This window comes from Streptomyces sp. NPDC031418, assembly GCF_055581605.1.
Genome location: NZ_JBVIJC010000002.1, coordinates 178538 through 197167, shown reverse-complemented (window position 1 = coordinate 197167; position 18630 = coordinate 178538). Strand labels below are relative to the sequence as shown.

Sequence of the window (18630 nt, the reverse complement as noted above, 5' to 3'; positions counted from 1 at the left end):
GAAGCAGAGGCCGGGTGTCGGCTCGCCGAGGCACCGGGGACCACCGCAGCAGAGGCCGGGTGGCGGCTTGCCGAAGTGCCGGGGGCAGCCCCGGACGCCGGCTGTCCCTCGCCCGGACCGCCGGACGCAGCCGCGGAAGCCGACCGGCCGCCGGTCGAAGCGCCGGGGGCGGCCGCAGAAGCGCGGTGGCCGGTGGCCGGAGTGCCGGGGGCAGCGGCGGGCACCGATCGACCACCGGCGCCCGAGGCGCCTGCGGGGGCCTGCCCTCCGCCGGCCGGAGCCGCAGGCGCAGCGCCAGACGCCGACGGTCCACCGCCCGGACCGCCGGACGCAGCCGCGGAAGCCGACCGGCCGCCGGTCGAAGCGCCGGACGCCGACCGGCCACCACCCACACCCCCAGGCGCAGCCGCGGAAGCCGGCCGGCCGCCCGCCTGACCGGTGGTGTCCCGGCGTGCCGGGCGGCCGGTGCGGGGCGGGGTGTCCGGGAAGCGGGCCGAGGCGGGCGGGGGAGGCGGGCTCGCCGGCTCGGCCGTCGCGGGAACCGCGGGCCGCGGACTGCTCGGGTGACCGGCGGTGTCCGCGGAGCGGTCCGCGCCGAAGGGCGGCACCCGGCGGCCCGGCGCCGGCCGGTCGGTGCGGCGTTCGGAGGGGGTGCGCAGGGTGCGGGGGGTGAAGACCGAGGGCTCGTCGGGGTCGTCGTCCACCCGGGGTGGGGTGGTGGGGCGGGGTGGGGCGGCGGGGACGGGCGGCGGGGTCGAGGGGCGCGGCGGTACGGGGGCGTGGCGCGCTTCCGTGCTCATGCACCCCCCGCTTCCTCGTGCCCGGGCCGTCTCTCGTACGCGGGCCGTCACTGCTCCTCGGCCGCGCCCGGCGCGCAGACTCCTCCCGGGCACGCATACCCGTACGGCCGGACCGGCATCCCGGTTCAGATGGTGCTCCGGGGCGTTCCGTCGTACGTGCGCGTCACTCTACGGGTTGCCGGGGCCCGGGAAGGAACCCGGTCCACGGCACCGGGGCATCTGCCCGGAACGTCCCCCTACCCTGCGGTAATCCTCTCTGGCAGGCTTCCGTCATGACTGCGCGCGCCGCCGACCGGGCCCGTTACGACCGGGCCACCGCCCATCTCGACGCCCCTCTCGCGATCGTGGACCTGGACGCCTTCGACGCCAACGCGGCCGATCTCGTGCGCCGTGCCGCCGGGAAGCCGATCCGGGTCGCCAGCAAGTCCGTACGCTGCCGGGCCCTGCTGGAGCGCGTCCTGGAAAGGGACGGCTTCCAGGGGATCATGTCGTTCACGCTCGCCGAGTCGCTGTGGCTGGCCCGGTCCGGGTTCGACGACATCCTGCTGGCCTACCCGTCCGCCGACCGCACCGGATTCGCCGAACTGGCCGCCGATCCCAAGCTCGCCCGTGCCGTCACCGTGATGGTGGACGACGTGGCCCAGCTGGACCTCATCGAGGCCGCACGGGACGGCGGCCGTGAAGTGGTGCGGGTCTGCCTGGAGTTGGACACCTCGCTGAAGCTGCTCGGCGGCCGGATACGGGTCGGCGCGCGGCGCTCTCCGCTGCACTCCCCCGGCCAACTCGCCGAGCTGGCCCGGTCGGTGGCCCGCCGGCCGGGGTTCCGGCTGGTGGGGATCATGGCGTACGAGGGGCATATCGCCGGGGTCGGGGACGCGGTGGCGGGGCGGCCCCTCAGGTCCCGGGCCGTCCGGCTGATGCAGGCCGCGGCCCGGCGGGAGCTGGCCGAGCGGCGGGCCGCGGTGGTGCGCGCGGTGCGCGCCGTCGTACCGGACCTGGAGTTCGTGAACGGCGGTGGCACGGGCAGTGTGCAGCACACGGCCGCCGAGGACGCCGTGACGGAGATCGCGGCGGGCTCGGGGCTGTATGTGCCGCGGCTGTTCGACAACTACACGTCGTTCAGCGGCCGTCCGGCCGCCCTGTTCGCGCAGCCGGTGGTGCGCCGGCCGGGCGTCGGGGTGGTCACCGTGCTCGGCGGCGGCTATCCGGCCTCCGGCGCCGCCGGCCGGGACCGGCTGCCGGTGCCGTATCTGCCGGAGGGACTGGCGTACGACCCGCAGGAGGGCCCGGGCGAGGTGCAGACCCCGCTGCTCGGCTCGCCCGCCGACGATCTGCTGATCGGCGACAAGGTGTGGTTCCGGCACGCCAAGGCGGGCGAGCTGTGCGAGCGGTTCGAGGCGCTGCACCTGGTGGCGGGGGACACGGTCACGGCGACCGTGCCCACCTACCGGGGCGAGGGGCGCACCTTCCTCTGACCGGCCCCTACAGCGGCGTGACGTACGCGCCCGCGATACCGCCGTCCACCAGGAAGTCGGTGGCGTTGACGAAGGAGGAGTCGTCGCTGGCCAGGAAGGCGACGGCGGCGGCGATCTCCTCCGCCTCGGCGAACCGGCCGACCGGGATGTGCACGAGACGGCGGGCGGCCCGCTCCGGGTCCTTCGCGAACAGCTCCTGGAGCAGCGGGGTGTTGACCGGGCCCGGGCACAGCGCGTTGACCCGGATGCCCTCCCGGGCGAACTGCACGCCGAGTTCCCGGGACATGGCGAGGACGCCGCCCTTGGACGCGGTGTACGAGATCTGCGAGGTGGCCGCGCCCATCCGTGCCACGAAGGACGCGGTGTTGATGATGGAGCCCTTGCCCTGGCGGCGCATGTAGGGGATGGCGGCCTTGCAGCACAGGTAGACGGAGGTGAGGTTGACCTCCTGGACGCGCTTCCAGGCCTCCAGGCCGGTCTCCAGGATGGAGTCGTCGTCGGGCGGGGAGATCCCGGCGTTGTTGAAGGCGACGTCGACGCTGCCGTAGGTGTCGTACGCCGTCCGGAACAGCGCCTCGACCTGCTCGGGGTCGGTGACGTCGGTCTTCACGAAGAGCCCGCCGACCTCGTCGGCCACGGCCTTGCCGCGGGCCTCGTCGACGTCCGCGCAGACGACATGGGCGCCCTCGGAGGCGAGGCGGCGGGCGGTGGCGAGGCCGATGCCGCTGCCGGCTCCGGTGACGACGGCGGTACGGCCGACCAGGCGGCGGCAAACAGTTTCTGCGGTCACTGTGCGGGGCCCTCCGTGCTGATGAAGACGTTCTTGGTTTCGGTGAAGGCGGTCAGGGCGTCGGGGCCCAGCTCACGGCCGAGACCGGACTGCTTGTAGCCGCCGAACGGGGTCCAGTAGCGGACGCTGGAGTGGGAGTTCACGGACAGATTGCCCGCGCGGACGGACTGGGACACGCGCAGCGCGCGGCCGACGTCCCGGGTCCAGATCGAGCCGGACAGCCCGTAGGGGGTGTCGTTGGCGAGGCGGATCGCGTCCTCCTCGTCGGTGAAGGGGAGCAGGACGGCGACGGGGCCGAAGATCTCCTCGTGCGCCGCCGGGCTGTCGTGCCGCTCTCCGGTGAGCACGGTCGGCGGGAACCAGAAGCCGGGTCCGTCGGGGGCGCTGCCGCGCAGGGCGGGGGCGTCGTCGGGGACGTAGGACCGTACCCGGTCGAGCTGCTGACGGGAGATCAGCGGGCCCATCTGGGTGTGTTCGTCGGCCGGGTCGCCGACCACCACGGCGGCCAGCGCGTCGGCGAGGAAGTCGCGGGCCTCCTCCAGTACGGCCTCCTGGACCAGGACGCGGGTGCGGGCGCAGCAGTCCTGGCCGGAGTTGTCCAGGAAGGAGAAGGGGTCGAGGGCGGCCTTGAGGTCGGCGTCGGCGAAGACGATGTTGGGGCTCTTGCCGCCGAGTTCGAGGGTGACCGGCTTGACGAGTGCCGCGCAGCGCTCCATGACCTCGCGGCCGGTGCGGGTGGAGCCGGTGAACACGACCTTGGCGATGTCGGGATGGTCCACCAGGGCGCGTCCGGCGGTGTGGCCGTACCCCGGCAGCACCTGGAAGAGGTGCTCGGGCAGGCCTGCGGCCAGGGCGAGTTCGGCGAGGCGGAGCGCGGTGAGCGGGGTGGTCTCGGCGGGTTTCAGGACGACCGCGTTGCCGGCGGCGAGCGCCGGGAAGGAGCCCCAGGCGGCGATGGGCATGGGGAAGTTCCAGGGAGCGATGACCCCGATGACGCCGAGGGGTTCCTGGAAGGTGACGTTCCAGCCGCCGGGGGCCGGGATCTGCCTGCCGAGGAGGCGTTCGGCGCCACCGGCCGCGTAGAGGAGCAGGTCGCGGGCGTTGCCGGCCTCCCAGCGGGCGTTGCCGACGGTGTGGCCGGCCTCGCGGACCTCCAGCTGGGCGAGTTCTTCGAGGTGGGTGTCGACGGCGTCCGCGAAGCGGCGCAGCAGCCGGGCCCGGTCGGCGGCCGGCAGCGCGGCCCACCGGGTCTGGGCGCGGGCGGCCCGTACGACGGCGGTGTGGACGTCCTCGGCGGTGGCGGCGGGGACGGTGGCGACGACCTCTTCGGTGGCGGGGTTGAGGACTGTCAGCTCGTGCGGGTCGGACACGGGGGGACCTTTCACGGGCGTGCGCTTTTCACGGGCGTGGGCGTTTCACGGGTGGGCGCTTTTCACGGGCGTCGGCGTTTCACGGGTGGGCGCTCTTCACGAGCGTCGGCGTTTCACGGGCGTCGGCGGGAGCGGCGCTCACAGGCGTTCGAAGGAGCGGCGCAGCTCCCAGTCGGTGACCGCGGCGTCGAAGGCCTCCAGCTCGACGCGGGCCATGTTGCGGTAGTGGGCCACGACCTCGTCGCCGAAGGCGGCCTTGGCGATCGGGCTGGTCTCCCAGAGTTCGGCGGCCTCGCGCAGGGTCGTCGGGACGTGGGCGAAGTCGGCGGCGTAGGCGTTGCCGGGGCAGGGCTCGGGGAGTTCGAGCCGCTGCTCGATGCCGTACAGGCCAGCGGCGACCAGTCCGGCGACGGCGAGGTAGGGGTTGACGTCCCCGCCGGGGAGGCGGTTCTCGAAGCGCAGGGAGCGCCCGTGGCCGACCACGCGCAGCGCGCAGGTGCGGTTGTCGTGGCCCCAGGCGACGGCGGTGGGCGCGAAGGAGCCGGGCTGGAACCGCTTGTAGGAGTTGATGTTGGGGGCGTAGAGGAGCGAGAAGTCCCGCAGCGCGGCGAGCTGTCCGGCGAGGAAGTGCCGCATGACGTCGCTCATCCCGTCGGGCCCGGCCATCACGTTGGCACCGTCGGCGTCGGTGAGCGAGAGATGGATGTGGCAGGAGTTGCCCTCACGCTCGTTGTACTTGGCCATGAAGGTGATCGACACGCCCTCCTGGGCGGCGATCTCCTTCGCGCCGGTCTTGTACAGGGCGTGCTGGTCGCAGGTGACGAGGGCCTCGTCGTAGCGGAAGGCGATCTCGTGCTGGCCGGGGTTGCACTCGCCCTTGGCGGACTCGACGGTGAGGCCGGCGCCGGCCATGTCGTTGCGCAGCCGGCGCAGCAGCGGTTCGATGCGGCCGGTGCCGAGGATGGAGTAGTCGATGTTGTACTGGTTGGCCGGGGTGAGGCCGCGATACCCGGCGTCCCAGGCCTGTTCGTAGCTGTCCTTGAAGACGATGAACTCCAGCTCGGTGCCGACCTGGGCGGTGTAGCCCAGCTCGGCGAGGCGGTCGAGCTGGCGGCGCAGGATCTGGCGGGGCGCGGCGCCGACCGGGGAGCCGTCGTTCCAGGCGAGGTCGGCGAGGAGCAGGGCGGTGCCGGGGTGCCAGGGGATGCGGCGCAGGGTGGTCAGGTCGGGGTGCATGGCGAAGTCGCCGTAGCCGCGGTCCCAGGAGGACATCGCGTACCCGTCGACGGTGTTCATCTCGGTGTCGACGGCGAGCAGGTAGTTGCAGCCCTCGGTGCCGTGGTGCAGGACCTCGTCGAGGAAGAAGCGGGCGGCGAACCGCTTGCCCTGGAGGCGCCCTTGCATATCGGGGAAGGCCAGGACGACAGTGTCGATCTCACCGCCCGCGACAAGGGCGTGCAGTTCCTCGACGCTGAGCGGGGGTGTGCGGTCTGCCACGGGAGAGCCTCCTTGGGCGCCTTCGCGCTTCTTCGGCCGGGCCGGGAGCCATAAGGTATTGCTCAGAACCATTGCTTGGGAAGGGGGTGCGGCGGATGTCGTGGGAGACGGACGCACAGGATGCGCGGGACGGGCGCGCACCGGGCGGCGGCGACCGGCTCGCTCCGGTGCTGCGGCCGGTGCGGGCGGGCAACGGCTTCGAGGAGGCGCTGGAGCAGATACTCCAGGTGGTGCGGCTCGGGCTGGTGCCGGGCGGCGAGCGGCTGCCGGCCGAGCGGGAGCTGGCGGAGCGGCTCGGGATCAGCCGGGTGACGCTGCGCGAGGTGCTGAAGGTCCTGCACGACCAGGGCCTGGTCGAGGCGCGGCGCGGGCGGTACGGCGGCACGTTCGTGCTGCCGCGCCCGGACGCGGGCGGCGAGGACGAGCTGCGCCGCCGGATCGCCGTGGTCGACATCGAGGACGTGCTGCGCTTCCGCGAGGTGCTGGAGGTCGGCGCGGCCGGGCTGTGCGCGGCGCACGGGCTGACCGCGGAGCAGGCGGACCGGCTCCGCGAGGCGCTGGACCGGACGCACGAGGCGCCGCTCGGGGACTACCGGCGGGCGGACACCCTGCTGCACCTCACCCTCGCCGAACTGTGCGGCTCGCCGTCCCTGACGGCGCAGTACGCGGCGGTCCGGGCCTCGGTGAACGACCTGCTGGACTGCATCCCGCTGCTGGTGCGCAACCTGGAGCACTCGCAGCGGCAGCACACCGCGCTGGTGGAGGCGGTGCTGGACGGGGACGCGGACGGCGCGCGGGAGATGATGCGCGAGCACTGCGCGGGTACGGCGGCCCTGCTGCGGGGCTTCCTCGCGTAAGCCCGCTCTGCAAAGGTATGGGTGTGCACCTTTGGATGACTGGGAGGGCGGCGTGACCGGACGGCCGTTGATCGGTGTGAGCACCTATCTGGAGGCGGGGGCCCGCTGGGGCGTGTGGGAGCTGGAGGCGGCGCTGCTGCCGGCCGGCTACCACCGGCTGGTGCAGCGGGCCGGGGGGCTGGCCGCGCTGCTGCCGCCGGACGAGCCGGAGCGGGCCCCGGCGGCCGTGGCCCGGCTCGACGGGCTGGTGATCGCGGGCGGGCCGGACGTGGACCCGTCCCGGTACGGCGCCGAGCGCGACCCCCGCACCGGCCCGCCCGCCCCCGCCCGCGACGCCTGGGAGCTGGCCCTGATCGAGGCCGCGCTGGCCGCGGGCACCCCGGTGCTGGGGATCTGCCGGGGCATGCAGCTGCTGAACGTCGCGCTCGGCGGCACGCTCGTGCAACACCTGGACGGACACGCCGAGGTGGTCGGCGCGTTCGGCAGCCACCCGGTGAAGCCGGTGCCGGGCACCCGGTACGCCGCCGCCGTCCCCGAGGAGACGGCCGTGCCGACCTATCACCACCAGGCCGTGGCCCGGCTCGGCGAGGGCCTGGTCCCCTCGGCCCATGCTGCGGACGGCACGGTCGAGGCGATCGAGCTGCCCGCCGGGCGGGGCTGGGCGCTCGGGGTGCAGTGGCATCCGGAGATGGGCGAGGACCTGCGGGTGATGCGGGCGCTGATCGCCGCCGCGTCCTGAGTCAGAGCCGCCCGCGCAGCCAGGCCAGGGCCGCCTCGCCCTGGGCGCGCTGGAAGGGGCGCAGAGTGGGCAGGCCGGGCGGGGCCGGCTTCAGCGCGCTGCTCAGGAAGTAGCCGGTGAGCCCGGCCAGGGCGGCGGTCACGGCGTCGCGGTCCGCGTCCCGGCCCAGCGGATGCGCGGTGAACACCTCGTCCGGGTCCGGTCCGCCCTGCGCCCGCACGCACGGCAGCAGGACGAGCAGATCGAACCAGGGTGCGGCGCGCAGGGCGTGCGGCCAGTCCACGAAGACGACACCGCCGTCGGCCGTGAGCAGCACGTTGTCCGCGCGCAGGTCGGCGTGGGCGAGGGTGTCCCCGGAGGCGCCCTCGGCCCACCCGGTCTCCAGCGCGGCGAGGTCGGCCAGGTGGTCGGCGACCCAGTCGCCGAGCGGGCCGCGGACGTCACCGGCCTCGCCGTCCAGCAGCCGGCGCCAGCCGTTGAAGGTGTCGGCCAGCTCATCCGCGACGGGCGGGACGTCGATCGGGCACGGCGTGCCGCTGCGGCCGAGCACGGCCACGGCGTCCAGCACGCGGTCCAGTTCCTCCGGCCGCCAGGGCACGTGCGGCTGGCGTCCGGCGACCTCCTCGAAGACCAGCGCCACCCAGGTGCCGTCGTCGTAGGTGCCGAGCAGCCGGGGCGCGGGCACGGTGGCCGGGAGCGCGGCGGCGTTCCGGGCCTCCAGGCGGTGCAGGGCGGGGCTGTGCGGGTTGACCTCGGCGCTCACCGCCTTGACGAAGCCGGTGCCTCCGGCGGCGGTGCGGAGCCGGGCGGCGACGCCGGGCGAGAAGCCGCCACGCTGGGTCTCGGCGTGGACGACGGGCGCCCCGAGCAGGGTGCCCACGGCGTCCTGCACGGCTTTGGGGAGGTCTTCCCAGGGGGCGCGGACGCCTGCGGCGGGCGGGGCGGTGGTGGTCATGCGGCTTATGGTGCCGGGCCGGCTGATCGGCTGACCAGGGATTTTCGGGGGCGCGCCGGGAGAGTCGCGGTGATCTTCCGGGTGCGGGTGCTGGTGGGCCGGTCGCGCAGTTCCCCGCGCCCCTGGGGAGTTGCAGCCGCCCGCACCACGCTCGTGCCGCAGCCGCAGCCGCACTAGCTGCGGGCAGTCGTGCCGCTGGGGGGCACGGGTGGGCGATGGGGGTCCCCCTGCTCGAGCGAAGCCGAGAGCTTGGGGGAGGCACCCCGCCAGCGCGGGTGAGTGAAACCCACCCGGCCCGCACCCACCCCAGCGCCCCTCATCCCCGCGTCAGCGACAACAGCTCCCGTGCCGGGCCGGCGGGGCGGTGGCCCGTCGGCCAGACCGCCCGCAGGTCACGTCGCAGCGCGACCCCCTCCACCGGGATGCTGACCAGCCGGCGCATCGCCAGCTCCTCCTTCACCACCAGCTCGCTGAGCACCGACGGCCCCGCCCCGCTGACCGCCGACGCCTTCACCGCCGTGGTCGAGGACAGCTCGATCAGCGGCCGGGCCGGCCCCCCGAGCGCCGCGTCCAGGACCTGCCGGGTGCCCGAGCCCCGCTCGCGCAGGATGAGCGGGGTCTCGGCCAGCTCGCGCGCCGTCAGCGGCCGCCGGCGCCGGGCCCAGGGGTGCCCCGGGGCGGTGACGACGATCAGCCGGTCGTGGGCGATCACCGTGGAGTCCAGCCCGCTCGGCACGGTCAGCCCCTCCACGAAGCCGAGGTCCGCCTCCCCGGCCAGCAGCAGCTCCGCGACCTTCGCGGAGTTGCCCGCGAGCAGCGACACGGCGGTGTCGGGGCGCTCGGCGTGCAGCGCGAGCAGCCAGCCGGGCAGCAGATACTCGGCGATGGTCATGCTGGCGGCGACCCGCAGCCGCGAGTCCCGCCGGTCGCGCAGCGCCCGGGCCCCCGCGTCGAAGGCGGCCGCCGCCTCCACCACCCGGCCCGCCCAGTCCGTCACCAGCGCCCCCGCGTCCGTGAGCCGGGAACCGCGCGGCGAACGGTCGACCAGGGCCACGCCCAGCTGCCGCTCCATGGAGCGGATCCGGCTGCTGGCGGCGGGCTGGGTGATGCCCAGCTCCCGTGCCGCCGCGCCGAGACTGCCCAGCCGCGCCACGGCCAGCAGCAGTTCCAGTGCGGCGAGGTCCGGCACCCGGTGCGCGAGCGACCCCGTACTCTCCCGGCCGCCCTGTTCCGCGCCCGGTCCCCGTCCCCGTACCTCACTCATAAAACCAGCTTATGCCCTCATAGAGGGGAACTCCCTGGTCAGCCGCCACCCGGCAGGAGAGGCTCGTGACATGGTCACCGCAGCCCCGCCCACCACCGTCCCCCGCCTGCCCCGGATCCGCCGGCTCGGCCCCAACTGGTACGCCTGTGTCATGGGCACCGCCGTCGTCGGCTCGGCCGGTACCGCGCTGCCGGGGCAGGTGCCGGGGCTGCGCGGGGTCCTCGCGGCCGTCTGGGCGCTGAGCCTGCTCCTGCTGGTGACCCTGCTCGGCGCCCGCGCACTGCACTGGCGGCACCACCGCGACCAGGCCCGCGCCCATCTCCTCGACCCGGCCATGGCGCCCTTCTACGGCTGTCTGTCCATGGCCATGCTGGCGGTGGGCGGCGGAGCCATGACGGTCGGCCGGGGCTGGATCGGCACGACGGACGCGGTCGCGCTGGACGCCGTGCTGTACACCGCCGGTACGGCCATCGGGCTGGCGGCGGCCGTCGCCGTGCCGTACCTGATGGCCGTACGCCACCGCGTCGAGCCCGGACAGGCCAGTCCGGTGTGGTTGCTGCCGCTGGTCGCGCCGCTGGTGGCCGGGTCGCTCGGCCCGCTGCTCGTGCCGCATCTGCCGCCCGGCCAGTCCCGCCAGACGCTGCTGCTGGCCTGCCTCGCCATGGTCGGGCTGAGCCTGTTCGCCGTCCTGCTGACACTGCCGATGATCTTCACCCGGGTCCTGGCCTCCGGCCCGCTGCCGCTCGCGCTCACCCCGACCCTGTTCCTGGTGCTGGGCCCGCTCGGGCAGTCCACCACCGCGGCCGGCCTGATCGCGGACACCGCCGCCGGGGTCGTACCGGCGCCGTACGCGCGTGGCCTCTCGGTGTTCGCCGTGCTGTACGGGGTGCCGGTGATGGGGTTCGCGCTGCTGTGGCTGGCGCTCTCGACCGCGCATGTCGTGCGGGCCCGGCGGCGGGGCATGGGGTTCGCGATGACCTGGTGGGCGTTCACCTTCCCACTCGGCACCTGCGTCACCGGCGCGGCGGCGCTGGCCCGGCACACCGGGCTCGCCGCGTACGGCGTCCTCACCGTGGTGCTGTACGGCATGCTCGTCGCGGCCTGGCTCGCGGCCGCCTGCGGGACCGTGCGCGGCCTGCTCAGCGGCGCGCTGCTCGCAGTGGACCGGCCAGCACCCGCGGCGCCTCGGCCAGTGACGGCCCGTACCAGGTCAGGTGCCGTCCGCTGACCAGGGCGCAGGGCAGGCCCGGGAAGGCCTCGGGGCCGTCCTCGGGGGTGAAGCGGTAGGGCTCGTCGGGCAGGACGACCAGATCGGGGGCCGCCGCGCACAGCTCGGCCAGGGGGACGCGCGGGTAGCGCTCGGGATGGGCCGCGTAGTGGTGGTCCACGCCCAGCCGGGCCAGGACGTCACCGGCGAAGGTGTCCCGGCCGAGCACCATCCAGGGGCGACGCCAGACGGGGACGACCGCCGTCCTGCGCTCGGCCGGCTCCGGCAGGTCCGCCCAGACGGCCTCCGCCTCGTCCAGCCAGCGCGGCCGGCCCGGTGCGCCGCACGCGGTCAGCATCCGCTCCAGCTCGGCGAACGCCTGCGGCACTGTGCGCACCCGAGTGACCAGCACTTCCAGGCCCGCCGCGCGCAGGGCCTCGAGGTCGGGTGCACGGTTCTCCTCCTCGTTGGCGACCACCAGGTCGGGGGCCAGCGCGCGGATGCGGTCGAGGTCCGGGTTCTTGGTGCCGCCGATGCGGACCACGTCCAGATCGCCCGGACGGACGCACCAGTCCGTGGCGCCGGCCAGCGCGCCCGGCAGGGTCGCGGCCACCGCCTCCGTGAGAGAGGGGACGAGGGAGACGATCCTGGGCCACCGCATCCCGCCGGACGTCACGTGCGCCACCTACCGCGACCGGTCCTGGACGGCCTCGATGTGCTCGGCGACCGCCACCACGACGATCCGGGTGTCCGGCACCGTGGCCCGCCAGCGGTGGCGGACCCCGCCGGTCAGATAGAGGGTGTCGCCGCGGCCCAGGCGGTAGGCGCGGCCCTCCGCCTCGATCTCCACCGCGCCGTCGGCGACGTACATCAACTCGTCGTTGCGGTGCTGGAACTCGCGGCCGGCGTCGTGGTCGCCGGTGATCTCGGAGGCGTGCAGCTGGTGGTGGCCGCGGACCAGGGAGCGGGTGCGGGGCGCGAAGTCGTCCTCGGCGACCGGCTCGGCGCGTACGACGTCCACGCTGGCCGCGGGGTCGGCGGCGGCGAGGAGTTCGACGGCCGTGGTGCGCAGGGCGTCGGCCAGCTTCTCCAGGGAGGTGCGGCTGGGCCGGGCCCGGTCGTTCTCGACCTGGCTGAGGAAGGGCACCGACAAGCCGGTGCGCTCGGCCACGGCGGCGAGCGTCAGCTCCAGCGCACGGCGGCGGCGCCGCACGGCCGCGCCCACGCGCACGGGCTGCTGCTCTTTGTGGTCGCCCATCGCTCCGACTCCCTCCCTCACTCGGCGTGCCGCTGTCCGCGTGCCCACCCTGGGCACGCCGTTTCACTGATGGCTTCTCTGCACCCTACGCATGTTCGGCAAACCGTTTCACGCACCTGTCGCATCACTGACATGCCCACGATCCCGCACCATCACGGTTCACGCCAGCATCAGCGGGCCGCGAACCCGCCCGGCACCGGGCTTTCCGGGGGTACCCGCGCCGACCACCCGGGCCGTGCGCCGCCGCCTGGGCCAACGATCCTCACCCATGGTGATTGGCCGGATTCCTACCGTGGACACCGCGGAGCACCCCGAGACCCCTCCCGCGCGGGCCGCCGCCGTGCCCGTGACTGTCAGTGCCGTGCGGCATGATGCGAGCGTGACCGGACGACTCATGCTCCTCGACACCGCCTCGCTCTACTTCCGCGCCTACTTCGGCGTCCCGGACTCCGTGAAGGCCCCGGACGGCACGCCGGTGAACGCCGTGCGCGGGCTGCTGGACTTCATCGACCGACTGGTCAAGGACCACCGGCCGGAGCACCTGGTGGCCTGCATGGACGCCGACTGGCGGCCGCAGTGGCGGGTGGACCTCATCCCGACGTACAAGGCGCACCGGGTCGCCGAGGAGCACCCGGACGCCCCGGACGCGGAGGAGGTGCCGGACACCCTCGCCCCGCAGGTGCCCGTCATCGAGGCCGTGCTGGACGCGATCGGCATCGCCCGGGTCGGCGTCGCGGACTACGAGGCGGACGACGTGATCGGCACCTTCACCGCGCGGGCCACCGGCCCGGTCGACATCGTCACCGGCGACCGGGACCTGTACCAACTGGTGGACGACAAGCGCGAGGTGCGCGTGCTGTACCCGCTCAAGGGCGTGGGCACCCTCCAGCTCACCGACGAGGCGGTGCTGCGCGAGAAGTATGGGGTCGACGGGCGGGGGTACGCGGACCTGGCACTGCTGCGCGGCGACCCGAGCGACGGACTGCCGGGCGTGGCCGGCATCGGGGAGAAGACGGCCGCCAAGCTGCTCGCCGAGTTCGGCGATCTGGCCGGGATCATGGCGGCGGTCGAGGACCCGCGGGCGAAGCTCACCCCGTCGCAGCGCAGACGGCTCACCGAGGCCCGGCCGTATGTGGCGGTCGCCCCGAAGGTGGTGCGGGTGGCCGAGGACGTACCGCTGCCGGAGGTCACCACCGCCCTGCCGAGCACCCCGCGCGATCCCGCGGCCCTCGAGGAACTGGCGCGGCACTGGGGTCTCGGCGGCTCCCTGCAACGGCTGCTCACCACACTCGCCGGCTGACCGCGACCGGAATGTTCCGGCAAAAAGCTTGTCACCGAGATCTCCGGGAAGGGGCGTCAACTCCACGCCGAGTGCTAACTTAGGTAAACCTAACCAATTGCAGGAGGCCGTGATGGCAGAGCGTCCCGAACGGAAGCCGCGCAAGCCCTATACCGCCCAGGTGGTGCGCACCGAGCGCCTCACCCCTCATATGCAGCGCGTGGTGCTGGGCGGCGACGGCCTGACCGGCTTCGCCGCGGACACCTGCACCGACCACTACGTCAAGCTGCTGTTCGGGCCGGCCGGCGTGAGCTACCCCGAACCCTTCGACCTGGAGCGGATCCGGGCGGAGTTCCCGCGCGAGCAGTGGCCGGTGACCCGGACCTACACCGTGCGCGCCTGGGATCCCAAACAGCGCGAGCTGACCCTGGACTTCGTCGTCCACGGCGACGAGGGCCTGGCCGGACCCTGGGCCACCCGGGTCCGGCCCGGCGAGACGGTGCGCTTCATGGGCCCCGGCGGCGCCTACCGCCCCGACCCTCAGGCCGACTGGCATCTGCTCGCCGGAGACGAGAGCGCGCTGCCCGCCATCGCCCGCGCCCTGGAGACACTGCCCGACGACGCCCGCGCCCACGCCTTCGTCGAGGTCTCCGGTCCCGAGGAGGAGCAGAAGATCGACACCGATGTGGAGATCGTCTGGCTGCACCGCGGGGACCGCCCGGTGGGCGAGGCGCTGCTCACGGCCGTACGGGAGCTGGACTTCCCGGCCGGCCGGCCGCATGTGTTCGTGCACGGCGAGGCCGGCTTCGTGAAGGAGCTGCGCCGGCTGCTGCGCGTCGAGCGGCAGATCCCGCGCGAGGACCTGTCGATCTCCGGTTACTGGCGCCTCGGCCACAACGAGGACGGCTGGCAGGCCTCCAAGCGCGAGTGGAACGCCCGCGTCGAGGCCGAACAGGAGGGCGGCGCGACGGCCGCGTAGCGGCGCTTCGCCCTCACCGCGCCGTCTGGTTCAGCTTGCCGAAGGGGATGTGCACGCTGGGCGTGGTCCGGGACGTGCTCTCCAGGTGGGTCACCTGGTCGTCGAAGAAGATGTGCGGTCGCAGCACCTTCATGACCGCACCCTTCTCGATGCCGCCCAGGAAGAAGGCCCCGTTGGCGGTCACGCCCCACTGCTTGAGGCTGTTCACCGCGCGCTCGTGCGCCGGCGCGTTGCGCGCGGTCACGATGGAGACATGGACCCGGATCGCGTAGTCCGGGTCGGCCATCCGCCGCTCCTCCTCCCGGCGCTGTATCCGGTTCACCCCGGCGAGGAAGTCGCGCAGCGGCCCGGGATCGTGCGGGGTCGCCACGTTACGGGCCTCGTGCGCGCGGAACTCCTCCAGCCCGGCGGACTGGTACACCTGCTCCGCGGTGTCACCGGCGAGCACCCCGTCGAAGTCGAAGGCGATCCGCAGCTCCGGGTCGGCGGGGTCGTCGGCGTACGACTCCCCCAGCACATGCCCGGCCGGCAGTCCGGCGGCGACGGCCTCGCGCACGTCGCTGCCGTTCGCGGACAGGAACAGGGACATGTTGAGCGCGGTCATGAACACATACGGCGACCGCCCCTGCATGAACACGGCCCGGGTGATGGGCAGTTCGTGGGCCTGGATGGACCGCATCACCCGCAGGCCCGTGTCCGGGTCGTTGCGGGAGAGGATGATCACCTCGACCAGCGGGTCCCCCGGCTCGCCGAGGTCGTTCAGCGACAGCAGCCTGCGGATGAACGCGAAGGCGACCCCGGGCCGGAGCGTGTCGTCGACGTGCTCCTCCTGGTAGGCCCGGTAGGCCTCCTCGCCCTGCTCCCGGAAGACGGCGTCCGACTCCCGCAGGTCGAACAGGGCGCTGGAGGCGACACCGACGACGAGTCGGTTCGCAAGATCGTAGGCCGGCATGCCCTCCATCTTCACACCGACGGAGCACCGCACACCCGCCCCGGCGGCTCAGTCGTCCCGGAGCCGCGCGTGCAGGTGGATGTCGTGCCAGCCGTCGGGGTGCAGCAGCGCGCTGCGCTTGGTGCCCTCCAGGGCGAAACCGGCCTTGGCGGCGACCCGGCAGGACGCCTCGTTGGCGCGCGCGTGCATCAGTTCCAGCCGGTGCAGACCGACCTCCTCGAACGCCCAGCGGGACAGCGCGGTGGTGGCCCGGGCCGCGACACCCCGGCCGCGCGCGGCCGCCGTCGTCCAGTACGCGACCTCGGCGACACCGTCGGCACACCGGATCTCCCGCAGCGCGACCCGGCCCAGCAGCTCGTCCGTGTCCTCGGCGACGACGGCCCACTGGGCCTGGTCCTCCCCCGCCCAGGACTGCTGCCACTCGGCGATCCAGCCGGCCGCCTCCTGCTCGGAGTCACAGGCCTTGATGTGCCACTGGTGCATCAGCGGATCCTGGAAGGCGCGGTGGACGGCGGGCGCGTCACCGGCCCGCCAGGGGCGCAGCAACAGGCCGTCCCCGCCGGGCAGGACGGGCTGCGGGGCGGCGGCGAGGGTTCCGGGGGGCACGACGGGAACAGTCAGCAAAGGCATGATCCCCATCCTGCCGACCGCACGGCCGCCGGTTCACCCGGTTTTCGCCTCGTACCCTGGAGCCCGACGAGCCGCCCTACCCCTGGATCCGATGAGACGCCGTACACCGCCCCCGCCCGCCCCGCTCCCCCAGCGCTCCGGGGTCGATCCGGTACGGGTCCGACTGCCCGCCGCCGGGCCGTGGGCCACCGTACGGGAGCATCTGGTGGCGCGGCTCACCGGCGCCGGACCCGGAGTGGTCGAGGGCATGTTCGACGAGGGGCTGGTCGTCGGGGCCGACGGGCGGCCGGTGGCACCGGACGCGCCCTACCGACCGGGCATGTTCGTGTGGTTCCACCGTGAGCTGCCCGCCGAGGTGCCGGTGCCGTTCCCGGTGGAGGTGGTGTACCGGGACGCGCACATCGTCGTGGCCGACAAGCCGCACTTCCTGGCCACCACCCCGCGCGGCACCCATGTCGCCGAGACGGCACTGGCGCGGCTGCGGCGGGACCTCGGCATCCCCACCCTGACGGCGGCGCACCGCCTGGACCGGCTGACGGCCGGCCTGGTGCTGTTCACCGTACGGCCGGAGGAGCGCGGCGCCTACCAGACGCTGTTCCGGGACCGGGCGGTCCGCAAGGAGTACGAGGCGATCGCGCCGTACGACCCCGCGCTGGAGCTGCCCCGGACCGTGCGCAGCAGGATCGTGAAGGAGCGCGGGGTGCAGGCCGCCCAGGAGGTGCCGGGCGAGCCGAACGCGGTGACCCGGGTGGAGCTGGCCGGGCACCACGGCGACCTCGCCCGCTACCGGCTCGTCCCGCACACCGGGCAGACCCATCAGCTGCGGGTGCATCTGAACGCGCTCGGGGTGCCCATCCTCGGTGACCCGCTGTACCCGGAGGTGACCGCCCCGGTGCCGGCCGGCGACTTCCGAAGGCCGCTGCAACTGCTCGCGCGGCGGCTGGAGTTCACCGATCCGGTCACCGGGGTGGAGCATGCGTTCGTCAGCTCGCGCACGCTCGACGCCTGGCCGGCCCCGGGGGTCTGACCCCGGTCACTCGCCGCGCCACCAGTGCAGCAGCCGTCGCCACAGCCCCCGGGGGCGGGCCGGTTCCGGCACCGCGGGGGCGGCCGGCGGCGGGGCCAGGGCCGGGGACGGCCTGGCGGGGCGGGGGGTCTCCGCCTGCGGCTCGGCGGCCGGGGCGGGGTCGGTGCGCAGGGTGCCGACCTGCCAGGTGGCGCGCTGGGCCGGGACCGCCATGGTGCGCGGCGCGAGATCGACGTCCTGCTGCGGCTTGGGTTCGAAGCGCACCGGCAGCGCCACCAGGTGCCGGGAGGCGATCGAGGACCGCCAGTGCAGCTCCTCCTCGGCGCAGTCAAGCTGGATGTCCGGCAGCCGGGTCAGCAGCGCGTCGACGCCGACGTCGGCGATGGCACGGCCGATGTCCTGGCCGGGGCACTCGTGCGGGCCGCCGCCGAAGGCGAGGTGGGAGCGGTTGCCCTGCATGCTGGCGGACAGGTCCGGGCGGATGCGCGGGTCGAGGTTGCCCGGCGCGGGGGCGAAGAGCAGCCCGTCGCCCTTGCGGATGCGCTGACCGCCCAGCTCGGTGTCCTGCTTGGCGTAGTAGGCGAAGACCGTGCTGAACGGCGGCTCGTCCCACAGGGACTGCTCGATCGCCTCCGGCACGGTCATCTGGCCGCCGTTGAGCTGGGCGCGGAAGCCGGGCTCGGTCAGGACCATGCGCAGCGCGTTGGCGAGGAGGTTGGCGGTGGCCTCGTAGGCCGCGAAGAGGACGACGCGCAGATGTTCGCGGACCTCGTCGTCGCTGAGCCCGGCCCGGTGGGTGACGAGGTGACTGGTGAAGTCGTCCTCGGGCCGGGCGCGCCGCCGGGTGGTGAGCCGGCTGAGCGCGTCCATGACGTAGGCATGGCTCTGGATGGCGGTGGCCGTGCCCTTCAGGGCGTCCCGGGCGGCCTGCACCATCCGGTCGTTGTACTCCTCGGGCATGCCGAGGATCTGGCACATCACGGCCATCGGCAGGTGCTCGGAGAACTGGGAGACCAGGTCGGCCCGGCCGCGCTCGCAGAAGCTGTTCACCAGGGCCTGGGTGGCGCGGCCGATGTAGCGGCGGACGCTGCGGTGGTCGATGGTGGCCATGGCCGCGGTGACCGCCCCGCGCAGCCGCTGGTGCTCGTCGCCCTCGGCGTGCGAGCAGATGGGCTGCCAGGCGATGTGCGGCATCAGCGGGTGGTCGGGCTTGACGGTGCCGTCGAGCAGCGGGCTCCAGATCCGGCTGTCCCGGGTGTACTGCGAGGGGCTGCGCACCATCTGCATGTTCTCGGCGTGGCCGAGCACCACCCACATGGGCACGTCGTCGTGGAGCAGGACGGGGGCCACGGCGCCGTGCTGCTCGCGCAGCCGCTCGTAGAGGTCGCCGAGGTCCGTCGCTTCGGGGCCGTAGAGCCGTGGCACTCCCCCGGGGCCGAGCCCGTGTGCCGGGCAGCCCGGCGGAGGGCCGGAGGTGGGGTCTGTGCCGGTCAGGGAGGGGGATTCAGACGTCACGGTGTCGCTCCGGAACGGAAGGAAGGGGGTGTGGCG

General features: G+C 74.1%; 17 protein-coding genes. 7 read left to right on the top strand and 10 right to left on the bottom strand.

What is annotated here, in order from left to right:
• The first annotated feature begins 1072 nt into the window (after positions 1-1072).
• Positions 1073-2275: an amino acid deaminase/aldolase gene (locus ACZ5CZ_RS02975; protein ID WP_385844506.1), complete on the top strand. Its 1203-nt coding sequence runs from the start codon at positions 1073-1075 to the stop codon at positions 2273-2275.
• Positions 2276-2282: 7 nt separating this feature from the next.
• On the opposite strand, the gene ACZ5CZ_RS02970 is transcribed toward ACZ5CZ_RS02975, so the two are convergent.
• The 3 genes from ACZ5CZ_RS02970 to ACZ5CZ_RS02960 form a co-directional block, all read right to left on the bottom strand.
• Positions 2283-3065 (bottom strand): 3-oxoacyl-ACP reductase, encoded by a 783-nt coding sequence (locus tag ACZ5CZ_RS02970; protein WP_385844507.1) that lies wholly within the window; start codon positions 3063-3065, stop codon positions 2283-2285.
• On the bottom strand, positions 3062-4435 hold the full coding sequence (locus ACZ5CZ_RS02965) for an aldehyde dehydrogenase family protein (RefSeq protein WP_468938627.1): 1374 nt from the start codon (positions 4433-4435) through the stop codon (positions 3062-3064). Before ACZ5CZ_RS02965 ends, ACZ5CZ_RS02970 begins: the two co-directional genes overlap by 4 nt.
• A 138-nt stretch (positions 4436-4573) precedes the next feature.
• A complete protein-coding gene (locus tag ACZ5CZ_RS02960; protein ID WP_385844509.1) occupies positions 4574-5932 on the bottom strand; it encodes a glutamine synthetase family protein in 1359 nt (452 codons plus the stop codon).
• 95 nt (positions 5933-6027) lie between these two features.
• Between ACZ5CZ_RS02960 and ACZ5CZ_RS02955 the strand changes: the two genes are divergently transcribed.
• Entirely contained in the window at positions 6028-6789 is a 762-nt protein-coding gene (locus ACZ5CZ_RS02955) for a FadR/GntR family transcriptional regulator (RefSeq protein ID WP_468938625.1), read from the top strand.
• Between the two features lie 52 nt (positions 6790-6841).
• Complete coding sequence (locus ACZ5CZ_RS02950) at positions 6842-7528, top strand: gamma-glutamyl-gamma-aminobutyrate hydrolase family protein (RefSeq protein ID WP_468938622.1); 687 nt, start codon at positions 6842-6844, stop codon at positions 7526-7528.
• 1 nt (position 7529) lies between these two features.
• Here the strand turns inward: ACZ5CZ_RS02950 and ACZ5CZ_RS02945 are convergent, their stop codons facing one another.
• Positions 7530-8483 (bottom strand): aminoglycoside phosphotransferase family protein, encoded by a 954-nt coding sequence (locus ACZ5CZ_RS02945; RefSeq protein WP_468938620.1) that lies wholly within the window; start codon positions 8481-8483, stop codon positions 7530-7532.
• A gap of 316 nt (positions 8484-8799) precedes the next feature.
• The gene (locus tag ACZ5CZ_RS02940) at positions 8800-9747 is read right to left on the bottom strand and encodes a LysR family transcriptional regulator (protein WP_385844513.1); all 948 of its coding nucleotides are present in this window, start codon (positions 9745-9747) and stop codon (positions 8800-8802) included.
• 70 nt (positions 9748-9817) lie between these two features.
• Here ACZ5CZ_RS02940 and ACZ5CZ_RS02935 point away from each other — a divergent pair, with 70 nt between their 5' ends.
• Positions 9818-10975 carry a TDT family transporter gene (locus tag ACZ5CZ_RS02935; protein ID WP_468938618.1) on the top strand — a complete coding sequence of 386 codons (1158 nt, stop codon included), beginning with the start codon at positions 9818-9820 and terminating at the stop codon, positions 10973-10975.
• On the opposite strand, the gene ACZ5CZ_RS02930 is transcribed toward ACZ5CZ_RS02935, so the two are convergent.
• Entirely contained in the window at positions 10887-11615 is a 729-nt protein-coding gene (locus ACZ5CZ_RS02930; RefSeq protein WP_468938940.1) for a helical backbone metal receptor, read from the bottom strand. The genes ACZ5CZ_RS02935 and ACZ5CZ_RS02930 overlap by 89 nt on opposite strands.
• 24 nt (positions 11616-11639) lie before the next feature.
• Positions 11640-12212, bottom strand: a complete 573-nt coding sequence (locus tag ACZ5CZ_RS02925; RefSeq protein ID WP_385844515.1) for a helix-turn-helix domain-containing protein — start codon at positions 12210-12212, stop codon at positions 11640-11642.
• Positions 12213-12591: 379 nt separating this feature from the next.
• Between ACZ5CZ_RS02925 and ACZ5CZ_RS02920 the strand changes: the two genes are divergently transcribed.
• Together ACZ5CZ_RS02920 and ACZ5CZ_RS02915 are read left to right on the top strand one after the other, a co-directional pair.
• Positions 12592-13512, top strand: a complete 921-nt coding sequence (locus ACZ5CZ_RS02920) for a 5'-3' exonuclease (RefSeq protein ID WP_468938616.1) — start codon at positions 12592-12594, stop codon at positions 13510-13512.
• Positions 13513-13624: 112 nt separating this feature from the next.
• Positions 13625-14470, top strand: coding sequence for a siderophore-interacting protein (locus ACZ5CZ_RS02915; RefSeq protein WP_468938613.1), 846 nt, complete (start codon positions 13625-13627; stop codon positions 14468-14470).
• A gap of 13 nt (positions 14471-14483) precedes the next feature.
• Here ACZ5CZ_RS02915 and ACZ5CZ_RS02910 read toward each other — a convergent pair whose 3' ends face one another.
• Positions 14484-15422: a 5'-nucleotidase gene (locus ACZ5CZ_RS02910; protein ID WP_385844518.1), complete on the bottom strand. Its 939-nt coding sequence runs from the start codon at positions 15420-15422 to the stop codon at positions 14484-14486.
• A 48-nt stretch (positions 15423-15470) separates the two neighbouring features.
• Positions 15471-16052, bottom strand: coding sequence for a GNAT family N-acetyltransferase (locus tag ACZ5CZ_RS02905; RefSeq protein WP_385844519.1), 582 nt, complete (start codon positions 16050-16052; stop codon positions 15471-15473).
• 91 nt (positions 16053-16143) lie between these two features.
• Between ACZ5CZ_RS02905 and ACZ5CZ_RS02900 the strand changes: the two genes are divergently transcribed.
• Complete coding sequence (locus ACZ5CZ_RS02900) at positions 16144-17079, top strand: RluA family pseudouridine synthase (protein WP_468938609.1); 936 nt, start codon at positions 16144-16146, stop codon at positions 17077-17079.
• Between the two features lie 6 nt (positions 17080-17085).
• Here the strand turns inward: ACZ5CZ_RS02900 and ACZ5CZ_RS02895 are convergent, their stop codons facing one another.
• Entirely contained in the window at positions 17086-18594 is a 1509-nt protein-coding gene (locus tag ACZ5CZ_RS02895; RefSeq protein ID WP_468938606.1) for a cytochrome P450, read from the bottom strand.
• Between the last annotated feature and the right edge of the window lie 36 nt (positions 18595-18630).

What these genes read in the sequence shown, in the direction of transcription:
- ACZ5CZ_RS02975 (WP_385844506.1), top strand. Translation starts at nt 1,073, where the DNA reads ATGACTGCGCGCGCCGCCGACCGGGCCCGTTACGACCGGGCCACCGCC.
- ACZ5CZ_RS02955 (WP_468938625.1), top strand. Translation starts at nt 6,028, where the DNA reads ATGTCGTGGGAGACGGACGCACAGGATGCGCGGGACGGGCGCGCACCG.
- ACZ5CZ_RS02945 (WP_468938620.1), bottom strand. Translation starts at nt 8,483, where the DNA reads ATGACCACCACCGCCCCGCCCGCCGCAGGCGTCCGCGCCCCCTGGGAA.
- ACZ5CZ_RS02940 (WP_385844513.1), bottom strand. Translation starts at nt 9,747, where the DNA reads ATGAGTGAGGTACGGGGACGGGGACCGGGCGCGGAACAGGGCGGCCGG.
- ACZ5CZ_RS02935 (WP_468938618.1), top strand. Translation starts at nt 9,818, where the DNA reads ATGGTCACCGCAGCCCCGCCCACCACCGTCCCCCGCCTGCCCCGGATC.
- ACZ5CZ_RS02930 (WP_468938940.1), bottom strand. Translation starts at nt 11,615, where the DNA reads ATGCGGTGGCCCAGGATCGTCTCCCTCGTCCCCTCTCTCACGGAGGCG.
- ACZ5CZ_RS02925 (WP_385844515.1), bottom strand. Translation starts at nt 12,212, where the DNA reads ATGGGCGACCACAAAGAGCAGCAGCCCGTGCGCGTGGGCGCGGCCGTG.
- ACZ5CZ_RS02915 (WP_468938613.1), top strand. Translation starts at nt 13,625, where the DNA reads ATGGCAGAGCGTCCCGAACGGAAGCCGCGCAAGCCCTATACCGCCCAG.
- ACZ5CZ_RS02910 (WP_385844518.1), bottom strand. Translation starts at nt 15,422, where the DNA reads ATGCCGGCCTACGATCTTGCGAACCGACTCGTCGTCGGTGTCGCCTCC.
- ACZ5CZ_RS02905 (WP_385844519.1), bottom strand. Translation starts at nt 16,052, where the DNA reads ATGCCTTTGCTGACTGTTCCCGTCGTGCCCCCCGGAACCCTCGCCGCC.
- ACZ5CZ_RS02900 (WP_468938609.1), top strand. Translation starts at nt 16,144, where the DNA reads ATGAGACGCCGTACACCGCCCCCGCCCGCCCCGCTCCCCCAGCGCTCC.